The sequence below is a fragment of the Asticcacaulis sp. genome (assembly GCF_020217185.1).
Lineage (GTDB): Bacteria > Pseudomonadota > Alphaproteobacteria > Caulobacterales > Caulobacteraceae > Asticcacaulis.
Map to the genome: position 1 here is coordinate 1 of NZ_JAIWNX010000169.1, position 10000 is coordinate 10000.

The window sequence follows — 10000 nt, forward strand, 5'->3', positions numbered from 1 at the left end:
CAGGCCATCGACCTTGGTGCGCGCCGAACTGAAGAAGATGGCCGCCACGCCGAAACGGGTGATGAGCGCGATCACGTCTTCGGGCAGCTTGGCCATGAGTTGCGCGGGCGCATTGATCCAGTCGGTGAGTTTGCGGGTCATAAGAGGTCTCTTTCGGTTGAGAGGTGAAGACAGGAGAGGCCCAGCACATGGCTGAACAGGGCGGTAAGATCGGTCGTGGGCTCACAGGTCAGGGCCGCTTCCGCCGCTTCGGCCAGCGTGCCGCCTTCGGCACAGACGCTGAAAAAGGCGGCGACATCCGGGGCAAGACGGCGCACTTCGACGCCTTCGCCCACCCGGCGCACCAGCAGGGTTTCCGGCTCAGGCCGACGCTCCAGTCCCTCGCCTTCGCCCGCCAGAAGCGCCTCCCAGACGCTTAGAAGCGTGGTGTCAAAGCGGATCAGCCGTGCAGACGGGATCAGGCGCGCGCGGGCGTGGCTGAGGGCCTCAGGCGACAGGCTGGCAAACCCTTCGGCAGGTGTGGCCGCCGTATCCGCGGCGTTCAGCACGCTGAGCCGCAAGTAATCGAGCCGCGCCAGATCGGGTAGCCAGTCCATCTCGGACAGAGCGTCCTGCCCTGCCAGCCAGTCGGCAAACCCGCCCCCATAGTCGTGCAGCATCGGATGGGCCGGGTAATGGTCGCGCGCAAAGGCCGCCGCCACCTGATGGAAATTGTCTGACCCCAGCGCCGCCGCCACAGCCGGAAAGGCGGCTTCAAGCGCTTCGATCAGAGCCGACGCAATGGTGTTGCGATAGACGGCGACGCTCGGCCGGTCAGGCGCTTCCACCCACGTCGCCAGCGCGTCCGTGTCGCCTGCCAGCGCTTCGGCAAAGGCCTGATGAAAGGCGCTCATGCGGCGACCCTTTCCCGCTGCAAAACCGACTGTGCCCGTTCGCGCTCAGCGATCAGTTCGACATAGGCGGGCACCTCACCGTCGCGTTCGATCAGGACCGGGCGTGGCCCCCACAGGTCAAGCGCGACGTCCAGCAGCGCCCATACCCCCGCATCAACCGGGCGATCATGGCTGTCGATCAGAAGCTGCGCACCGCGCACCGGGTCTTCGCTGTGCCCGGCGAGGTGAATCTCGCCTACGGCCTGCGCGGGAATAGCGTGCAGCCAGATCAGTGGGTCGATGCCGATATTGCGCGCGCTGACGAAGACATTGTTGAGATCGACCAGCAGGCCGCAGCCAGTGCGCCGGACCAGTTCGCTCAAAAAATCGGTCTCATCATAGTCGTGGCCGCGCAGGTTCAGATAATGGCTGGGGTTTTCGATCAGCAGAGCCCGCCCCAGAGCCGTTTGCGTGGCGTCGATGCGCTCGGCAATCCGCTGTAATTCCGACGAGGTGCGCAAGACCGGTAAAAGGTCCGGCACGCTGTGGCCCTCAAAGCGCGACCAGGCCAGATGCTCGGACACCGCAAAGGGCGCAAAGCGGTCGATCAGGGCGCGAAAGCGCTTCAGATGCGCCGGATCCAGCGGGTCGGGGCCGCCCAGAGACAGCCCCACCCCGTGCAGGGACAGAGGATGCTCAGCGCGCACCCGCTCAAGGGCGGCCAGTCGCGGACCACCCTCAACCATATAGTTTTCGGGGTGAACCTCAAACCACAGGCCGGGGCGGCGGTCGCCCGTCGCCTCTGCATAATGTTGCGGCTTCAAGCCCAGCCCCGCCCCGATGGTCATATCAGGCCTTCGGCGTCAGCGAGCCATTGCCCTTGGGCGTCTTGATGGTGACGCAGGTGCCCTTATCGACCAGCTTGAACGCCTTGCCATCGTAATCGACCTTGGAACTGCCGGCGCAGCTCGTGCCCGGACCGGCCTTACAGTCGTTTTGCCCCGCCTTGGCGATGCCGTAGCAGGCTTCCTTGGCCGCGGGGGCCTTGGCGGGCTTTTTGGTGTCGGCGGCGGCGGCACCGGCGGCGAGTGACAGGGCGGCGGCGATAGCCAGACCGGAACGGGAAACAGACATGGGGTTTTCCTTGCGAGACGACGCCTCATCGCGTCTGGCAGGAGGTACGCAAGGCCCCGCGCAAAGGTTACAAAAGGGGCAGAGCAAAACATAAGAAAAAAATAAATGAGGGGCTGTGTAACCTCATCCCGCAAGGCCGCGTACTCCCCCATGCCACACCGGCACCGCACCTATTTTGAGAGAGCCCACCATGATCACTGTGAAAACCGGCGCCATCATCGCGTCCGCCGCCGCCCTTATGGCCGCCGCCAGCTTCGCCACCGCCGCCACCGCCCCTGCGGGCAGCAAGGGTGCCGCCGTGGCCGCTGACGACATCGTCCACTGCTATGGCATCAATACCTGTAAGGGCACGGCCGACTGCGCCACCACGACGCACGAATGCAAGGGCCAGAACGTCTGCAAGGGTCATGGGTTCAAGGCCGTCAAGGCCAAGGAATGCCTGGCTCAGGGTGGCGTGATCGGCGATATCGGTTAAGTATGCCCTGCGGGGCCGGTGTCACACCGGCCCTTCTCCGGACCCGTCCATGCCCCCTTCCCTTGCCCCCTTTTCAGGCTTAGGCCTCGGCCTCAGACCGCCCCATTACGAAGCCATACTGGCCGCGCCGCAACCGGTGGATTTTTTCGAGATCATCTCGGAAAACTTCATGATCGACGGCGGGCGGCCCCTGCATGTGCTGGATCGCGTGCGGGCCGACTATCCCGTGGCGATGCACGGCGTCTCGATGTCGCTGGGGTCACCCGACGGTCCGGGGCCCGACTATCTGAGGCGGCTGCACGCCCTGATGACGCGCGTGGACCCCCTATGGGTCTCCGATCATCTGTGCTGGACCGGTGTCAATGGTCATAACAGCCACGACCTTCTGCCCCTGCCCCTGAACGAAGAGGCGATGGCCACCGTTTGCCGCCATATCGACCGCGTGCAGACCTTCCTGCAACGCCCGCTGCTGATCGAAAATCCCTCGACCTACGTCACCTTTGCCGAAGATACCTACACCGAATGGGGCTTTTTGACGGAGCTGTGCCGTCGCACGGGCTGCTACCTGCTGCTGGATATCAACAATGTCTTCGTCAGTGCCCACAATCACGGCTTTTCCGCCCAGACCTATCTGAACGGCCTGCCGCTGGAGCGCGTGCGTCAGGTGCATCTGGCCGGTCATTCTGAGGGCGAAACCCTGTTGATCGACACCCACGACGCCCCCGTCCCCGACGGCGTGTGGGCGTTATGGGCCGAGGTCGCCCCGCGCCTTAGCCACGCCGCCGTGATGATCGAGCGCGACGATGAGATTCCGCCCCTGCCTGAGCTTCTGAGCGAACTCGACACCGCGCGCCGCCTCACCTCCCCTGTGGTGTACGTATGAGACTGGCCGACACCCAACTGGATTTTCTGGGTCAGATTCTGGCCACTCCGGCTCCCACGGTGAGCGAAGGGATGCGCGTCTATCACCACGCCTATCGCGCGCGGCTGGCGGGGGCGATGGCCGAAACCTATGCGCAGGTCTGGGCGTGGCTGGGCGATGAGACCTTTAATTCAGAAGTCCGCGCCTATGTCGAACAGCACCCGTCCAGCCAGTGGTCGCTGGACGATTATGGGCAGGACTTTGCGGGCTTTCTGGCGCAGCGTTTCCCGGATGATCCCGAAATCGCTGAACTGGCGTGGCTGGATTCCGCTCTGCGGCAGGCCTTTGCCGCCAAAGATGCAGACCTGCTCGATGGCGCGGCCCTGACGCAGGTCAGCGACTGGGAGACGGTGCGCTTTGTCCTCAATCCGGCCCTGCATCACCGCGCTATCCGCTCCAATGCCCCGGCCCTGTGGCGGGCCCTCTCCAAAAACGAGACGCCGCCGGAGGTGCTCTATTTCGAAGAGACGAGTGGTCTATGCGTGTGGAAGACCGCACTCGCTTCGCGCTTTCGCACGCTGGAGGCCGACGAATACGCCCTCATCTGTGCGCTGGCCGCCGGTCAGGGCTTTGCGGCGGCTTGCGAAACCCTGATGCGCGACGCCCCCGACCGAGACCTCACGGCGCAGATCGGCGCGTGGCTGGGTCAGTGGCTGGCCGAAGGCCTGATCACCGGCCTTGACACGACAGAGACAACCGCATGAGCCTCAGCCAACCCGACCTGTGGCAGCAGCAGATGCACGCCGCCCAACGCGGCGATGCGGAGGCCTATCGCGCCCTCCTCACCGCCCTGCGCCCGTGGCTTTCGGCCTATTTTCGCCGTCGCCTGCAATCGCCCGATACCGAAGACCTGACGCAGATCACGCTCGTTGCCGTGCATGAAAAGCGCCACACCTATGACCCGACGGCCCCCTTCATGCCGTGGATCGCCGCCGTGGCGCGGCACAAGCTGATCGACCACGTCCGAAAATACGGCCGCTACGTACATGTCGAACTGAACGAACTGAACGAGCCAGTGGACGAGGCCTCTCTGGGCCTGCCGGCCACCATCGCCCGGCGCGACGTTCAGGTGCTGTTGTCGCAACTGCCCGTCGATCAGGCGCGTGTCATTCGCCTGCACAAGGTCGAAGAACTGAGTCTGGAGGACGTGTCGCGTCTGACCGGCAAATCGGTGGCCGCCGTCAAGGTCATCGTCCACAGAGGATTGAAAAAGTTACGGGACAGCGTCGGCGTGCCCCGGAAAGTGTACGAAGATGAGTAACAAGAATACCCCAGACCTGATCGAGACCTTAAGCCAGTCCGTCCCTCCGGTGGCCCCGCTGGGCCGCCGTGGCCTGTGGCTGTGGGTGGGCTTAAGCCTGCTGGCAGGCATCACCTATGTTCTGACGGCTTACGGCGCGCGGCCCGAAATGCGCCTGCTGTTCAGCGAAGGGCGTGTGGCGGATAACCTGTCGGCCTATGCCAAGACGGGCTTTTTCATCGCTCTGGCCGCGCTGGCCGTCTGGCAGGTGCAGGCCACGGCGCGACCGGAAGGCGCGCTCAATCGCGTACAGACCGGGCTTTTGGGACTGGCGGTCATTGCCCTGACCACCCTGACCGGGGTCGATATCGCATTGAGCAGTCTGCCCGCAGCGATGACCGGCCTGTCAGACGGCGCGGGCATGTGCTTCCTGACCATTTTGATCGGCGGCATGGCCGGGCTGGGGGGCGGCTGGGCCCTGTGGCTGCGGCATACCGCGCCCGGCAATCCGGCGCTTTTTGGGGCGCTCAGCGCCTTTGCCGCTTCGGCCCTGATGACGGTCGCCTATACGCTGCATTGCGACCATGATGCTCCGGCCTATCTGCTGCTGATCTATCTGGCGCCCAATCTGGTGGCGGCCCTGATCGGCAGCGCCGTCGGGCGCTGGCTGTTCCGATGGTAAGGCCGCCGCACGACCTGATCGAGCGGCTGAGCGAAGACCTGCGACCCGTCAAACCGCTGAGCGCCGGGCGGCTTCTTGGCCTTGCCCTCGTCTTTGCCGCCGTGACCCTGATCTGGGTGGTTAGCCTCTATGGGATGCGCCCGGAACTCAGCGATCTCGAACGGGCGCTGGCACAGGCGCGTTTCGCCCTGCTCAAACCCCTGCTGTGGGGCTGGGCCGGTCTGTCGGCCCTGCACGCCGCCAACGCCCTGTCACGCCCCGAAGGCCGTTGTCACTGGAGCGACCTCGCCCCGCTGCCCGTCATCCTGTTGAGCCACGGCCTCGCCCTGTGGTGGGAGGTCAGCCATGCAGGCTGGGAGGCGGCCACGGCAGGCGGCTTTGGCGGCGCGGCCCTGTGCGGTCTGACCATCATCCTCAGCGCGTGGGTGGCGATGCGGCTGGTCACGCCCCTGTGGCTGAGCCGTACCGCCTCGTCTCAGCCCCGTCTGCTGCGTCTGTGTGCGGCGCTGGGCTTTGCCGGGCTGGCGGCGGCCGCCTATGCCCTGCATTGCCCGATGGATCAGCCGCTTTACACCCTGTGCGTTTACCTGCCGGCTATTGGCATGATTTTGCTGATTGAATCCTAGGGCTTCCTGCCGGGCTCGGGACCGAAGTCCAGAGTCTCGGCAAAAAAGGGCAGGACGTGGGTTTCAAAGCGCTGGCCGATGCGGTTGCCATGATCGCCGGGATAGATGGCGAAGCGGCTGTTGACCCCGGAGTCGGTCAGGCGGCGGTGCAGTTCCGCTGCGTCGATGCGAAAGCCATCCTCGTCTCCGACATCCATGGCGATGGCCGGATAGCGCCGCAGATTGAATACGTACTGATCGAGCATGGCCAGCGGCGCATTGGCAGCCCAGCGCGCCAGCACCTCCTTATCCACCGCGCCCTTGTTCGTCGGCAAATCAACAAAGAAGGGCGGCTTGTGCGGATTGGGAGACCAGGCCGCCGCAACGGCAAAGGTGGCGCGTTGCAGGAAGTCGAGCTTCACCGCCGCTTCGCGGGTGCGGGTATTTTCGACCTCAGCGGCGACCGGGGCCGGCGGGGCTTCGCGCGCCGACAGGCAGCAGGGGCTCATGATGTAGAGGGCACCGAAAACATCAGGGTACTTCATCCCCAGACGCACGGCGCCATACCCGCCCATCGAATGGCCCATTAGGCCGCGGCTGCGACGCTCAGGCAGGGTGCGGTAATGGGCGTCGATATAGGCCACCAGATCGCGGGTGATAAAGCCTTCCCAGTCGCCAATGGTGATCGAACTGGAATACATCGACCCGTTATGCAAAGTGCGGCTGTCCGGCAAAACGAGAATTACACCGCGCAGGCCCTGCGCCCGCGCCGCATCGAGCGACTTCGGCGTTTGCAACAGGCCGGCAAAGCTTTCGGCATCCATGGCATAGCCATGCAGGCCATAGACAACCGGGTAGCGCCGGTCAGGGTTCGTCGCATAGTCGGCCGGCAGATAGACGATCACGTCGCGATCCGCTGACTCACCGGCCAGATTGCCTTCGAGCGCCTGGGCGTGCACCCGGATCTTTTCGAAGCGCGCCCCCGACTGGGCCACCGCCATCAGCGGCGACAGACCGACACACACCGCTATTAATACGGCGCATAGACGAAAACGCAAAATGAGTGACACGGTGACCCCCTGAAGGCTTGTTTGGTTTAGCCCCTGACGTACAGCGGGCGATTTATTTCTGCTTTTAAAGCTTGGCGTGGAAAAAGGAAGCCGCTCATTCGAACCGGGCCGCGGACTCACGCACGACCAGACGGTGGGGCACCGCCTCAAAGCCTGCGTCTGCGCTCTCGGCCCCGTTGAGAAGGTCAATCAGCCGTTCCACGGCGCGGGCGCCAATCTGCTTGATCGGCTGATGGATGGTGGTCAGCGGCGGCCATACCACTTCGGAGACGGGGGTATCATCAAAGCCGACGACGGAAAGGTCGGCGGGCAAACGCAGCCCCATGCGGTGCGCCGCAAACAGCGCCCCCGTCGCCATGTCATCATTGGCGCAGATCAGCGCCGTGGGGCGCTGCGGGACGTTGAGCAGCCTGACCGCCTGATCCGCCCCGGCGCGAAAGGTGAAATTGCCGCGCGTGGTGGCCATGGACAACGGGGACAGCCCCGCCTCGCTGAGGGCACGGCCATATCCGGCATAGCGGCTTTCGGCCGAGGCATGGTTTTCCAGCCCCTGTATAAAGGCGAAACGCTGATGACCGAGCCCCAGAAGATAGCGGGTCAGCTCATAGCCCGCCGCCTCATCGTCCATGCCGACACCGACGACCTGCCGCCGCACGGCCTCTCCCGGCGAGACGGCGACGTGGGCGATCTGCTGCGTGAGCAGGGCCTGATGCAGCTCGCGGTCATCGGAAAAGGGCGGCGTCAGGATGACGCCGTCACAGTGATGCGTCCGCACGAAATCGAAAATGGCCTCAATGCGGTTAAGGGCGTGCTGGTTGAGGCCGTGCATCAGAAGCCGGAAGCCTTCGGGGGCGCAGGCCCTGAGCGCCCCCAGCTCCAGACCCGAAAAGTAGTAGGAGTTGGGTTCCGCATCGGGATCAGAGGCATGAACCAGAGCCAGAGTCTGCGACCGGCCGCCCGCCAGAAAGCGGGCCTGTGTATTGACCTTGTAGTGCAGGGCTTCAACCGCCTGCAGGACGCGCAGGCGCACCTCCGGGCGGACATTGGGGCCATTGTTGAGCACCCGCGACACCGTGGTGCGCCCCACGCCCGACAAGGCCGCGACATCGTCGATGGTTGGTTTTGCTTTTTTCACCGCCGCCTCTGCGGTCACCGTCGGACCCGACACCCGGGATACCACGGCTTTTACAGCAGAAATCCCCGCCACACGCAATTGTATCCGCGGGGACTATCGCCTCAGGCGCTACCGTAGGGGCGAATAGCCAACCACAAAGCCACACCCGCCGGATTCGCGTCACCCTAGCCATTTTGCAGAGGCTGTTTATAAAAATCTGTCACATTTGCCGACTAGAGCAGGAGACGGCCAGCAACGCCACCACATAACACCCTCCCCTTTCGGCATAAGGCTCCCCACAGAAGTATCATGTCGCCCGCCCCTTTTCCCTTCCTGTGGATTGCCGATGAGCGTCAGCGCCTGTCGCGCTTCGTCGCGGGTAGGGTGCGCGACCATGGCCTGTGCGAGGACGTGGTGCAGGAAACGCTGGCGCGACTGGTCGCCTATGTGCGCGACCACAAGGTGGACAATATCGCCGCACTGGCGCGACGCATCGCGCTCAACCTGATCAGCGACCATTTCAGAGCCGAGCGTTTGCGTCCCACCGAGGCCATCGAGGACACTCTGGCCTGCGACAACCCCTTGCCGGAGCAGGTTCTGATGCACAAACAGCGTCTCGAAGCCTTCACCGAAGCCCTGAAGGACATGCCGCCGCTACGTCGCGAGGTTCTGATCCGGCGGCGATTGCATGGCGAAACCTGCAGTGATATTGCCCGGAGTCTGAACCTGTCGGTGGACGCCGTCGAAAAACACATAACGCGCGGCCTGCGGCAATTGCACGAGACGCTTGCCAGGGCTGAAAAGAAAAGAAAACGCTATGACGCCTGAGGGTGCGGACACTGACGATCTTCTGTGGAACACCGCCGCCCGTTATGCCGATCAAACCCTGACACAGGGGGAAACCGACGAAGGGCTCTACTGGCGGCGCTCCGACCCGCGGCATGAGGCTGCCTATCAGCGCCTGCTGCGGATCGCTCAGGACCGCGCCCTGCATGATGCCCTGACGCAGTTTGATCAGGAGGCGTCTGATCACCTCGTGTCCCGCCGTGCCCTGTGGCAAAGGCCGGTTGTCTGGGGCGGGGCGGGTCTGGCTCTGGCGGCGTGCCTGAGCCTGTTTCTCCTACCGCCTGTTATCGCCGACTGGACGACACCAGTGTCTGTCTACAGCACAAGGCCCGGCGAGGTGCGCGAACTGACGCTCGCCGACGGCAGCCAGGTCACGCTGAACGGTGGGTCGCGGCTGGAAACGCGTCTGACGGGTTACCGCCGCCACGTGGCGCTCAAAAGCGGTGAGGCCTATTTTGACGTGGCCCACGACGCCTCGCGCCCCTTCTATGTCGGGCTTAGCGGCGGCAAGGTGCGCGTGCTCGGCACGGAATTTAACCTCAGCTATCTGCCGAACGGTGTCGAACTGGACGTCTATGAGGGCAAGGTGCGCCTCACTGGCGATGAGCGCCGCTATGGCGATTTCACGCGCGGCATGCGCGCCAGTCTCGAAAGCGGCCATGTTAAACCCTTAAGTCGCTTCGATCCGCAAGGCGACGACTGGCGGCGCGGCTGGATCGAGCCCGACCACTGGCCGCTGGAGCGCGTCGTGCAGGCGCTCAGCCGGCAATCGGGACTGAGCATCCGCTTTGCCGACGAGGCCCTGAAGCAAAAGCCGATTGTCGGTCGCATCCGCCTCGATGCCCCGGAAGCGCAGCTGGAGGCACTGGCGCTGGTGCACGGCTTTACGGTCGAACGGCAGGGCGAGGTCATTACGCTGCGCTGAGGCCGCGACCTGACTCCGTCATAAATATTTCACCAAAAACCGTGTCCGGTCTGCCCCGACATTTTCCGTCCCTTTCCCAGAGCCGCCAGCGGGGATAGGCCCGCGCACCGGCCAA

Annotated in this window: 13 protein-coding genes; 8 read left to right on the top strand and 5 right to left on the bottom strand. The window is 64.2% G+C overall.

The features are described 5' to 3' along the window. Window positions 1–137 precede the first annotated feature (137 nt). The 3 genes from LDL37_RS08330 to LDL37_RS08340 are packed head-to-tail and all read right to left on the bottom strand — an operon-like array spanning window position 138 to window position 2006. Entirely contained in the window at window positions 138–893 is a 756-nt protein-coding gene (locus LDL37_RS08330) for a DNA-binding domain-containing protein (protein ID WP_290796645.1), read from the bottom strand. Continuing rightward, window positions 890–1720: a DUF692 domain-containing protein gene (locus LDL37_RS08335; protein ID WP_290796648.1), complete on the bottom strand. Its 831-nt coding sequence runs from the start codon at window positions 1718–1720 to the stop codon at window positions 890–892. Before LDL37_RS08335 ends, LDL37_RS08330 begins: the two co-directional genes overlap by 4 nt. 1 nt (window position 1721) lies before the next feature. Next, window positions 1722–2006, bottom strand: coding sequence for a DUF2282 domain-containing protein (locus LDL37_RS08340; RefSeq protein ID WP_290796650.1), 285 nt, complete (start codon window positions 2004–2006; stop codon window positions 1722–1724). Window positions 2007–2196: 190 nt separating this feature from the next. Here LDL37_RS08340 and LDL37_RS08345 point away from each other — a divergent pair, with 190 nt between their 5' ends. The 6 genes from LDL37_RS08345 to LDL37_RS08370 are packed head-to-tail and all read left to right on the top strand — an operon-like array spanning window position 2197 to window position 5951. Beyond that, the gene (locus LDL37_RS08345) at window positions 2197–2481 is read left to right on the top strand and encodes a hypothetical protein (protein WP_013481134.1); all 285 of its coding nucleotides are present in this window, start codon (window positions 2197–2199) and stop codon (window positions 2479–2481) included. Window positions 2482–2530: 49 nt separating this feature from the next. Then, the gene (locus tag LDL37_RS08350; RefSeq protein ID WP_290796657.1) at window positions 2531–3364 is read left to right on the top strand and encodes a DUF692 domain-containing protein; all 834 of its coding nucleotides are present in this window, start codon (window positions 2531–2533) and stop codon (window positions 3362–3364) included. Next, entirely contained in the window at window positions 3361–4107 is a 747-nt protein-coding gene (locus LDL37_RS08355; RefSeq protein WP_290796659.1) for a DNA-binding domain-containing protein, read from the top strand. The genes LDL37_RS08350 and LDL37_RS08355 overlap by 4 nt, the downstream gene beginning before the upstream one ends. Then, on the top strand, window positions 4104–4664 hold the full coding sequence (locus LDL37_RS08360; RefSeq protein ID WP_290796662.1) for a sigma-70 family RNA polymerase sigma factor: 561 nt from the start codon (window positions 4104–4106) through the stop codon (window positions 4662–4664). Before LDL37_RS08355 ends, LDL37_RS08360 begins: the two co-directional genes overlap by 4 nt. Continuing rightward, complete coding sequence (locus tag LDL37_RS08365) at window positions 4657–5325, top strand: NrsF family protein (RefSeq protein ID WP_290796665.1); 669 nt, start codon at window positions 4657–4659, stop codon at window positions 5323–5325. The genes LDL37_RS08360 and LDL37_RS08365 overlap by 8 nt, the downstream gene beginning before the upstream one ends. Then, window positions 5319–5951 (top strand): NrsF family protein, encoded by a 633-nt coding sequence (locus LDL37_RS08370; protein ID WP_290796668.1) that lies wholly within the window; start codon window positions 5319–5321, stop codon window positions 5949–5951. The genes LDL37_RS08365 and LDL37_RS08370 overlap by 7 nt, the downstream gene beginning before the upstream one ends. Here LDL37_RS08370 and LDL37_RS08375 read toward each other — a convergent pair. Together LDL37_RS08375 and LDL37_RS08380 are read right to left on the bottom strand one after the other, a co-directional pair. Beyond that, entirely contained in the window at window positions 5948–7000 is a 1053-nt protein-coding gene (locus LDL37_RS08375; RefSeq protein ID WP_366509228.1) for an alpha/beta fold hydrolase, read from the bottom strand. The two genes, LDL37_RS08370 and LDL37_RS08375, sit on opposite strands and share 4 nt — an antisense overlap. Window positions 7001–7094: 94 nt before the next feature. After that, complete coding sequence (locus LDL37_RS08380; protein WP_290796671.1) at window positions 7095–8135, bottom strand: LacI family DNA-binding transcriptional regulator; 1041 nt, start codon at window positions 8133–8135, stop codon at window positions 7095–7097. A 288-nt stretch (window positions 8136–8423) separates the two neighbouring features. On the opposite strand from LDL37_RS08380, the gene LDL37_RS08385 reads away from it, so the two are divergent. Beyond that, window positions 8424–8942, top strand: a complete 519-nt coding sequence (locus LDL37_RS08385; RefSeq protein WP_290796674.1) for an RNA polymerase sigma factor — start codon at window positions 8424–8426, stop codon at window positions 8940–8942. Then, window positions 8932–9885: a FecR domain-containing protein gene (locus LDL37_RS08390; protein WP_290796678.1), complete on the top strand. Its 954-nt coding sequence runs from the start codon at window positions 8932–8934 to the stop codon at window positions 9883–9885. Before LDL37_RS08385 ends, LDL37_RS08390 begins: the two co-directional genes overlap by 11 nt. The last annotated feature ends 115 nt before the right edge of the window (window positions 9886–10000 follow it).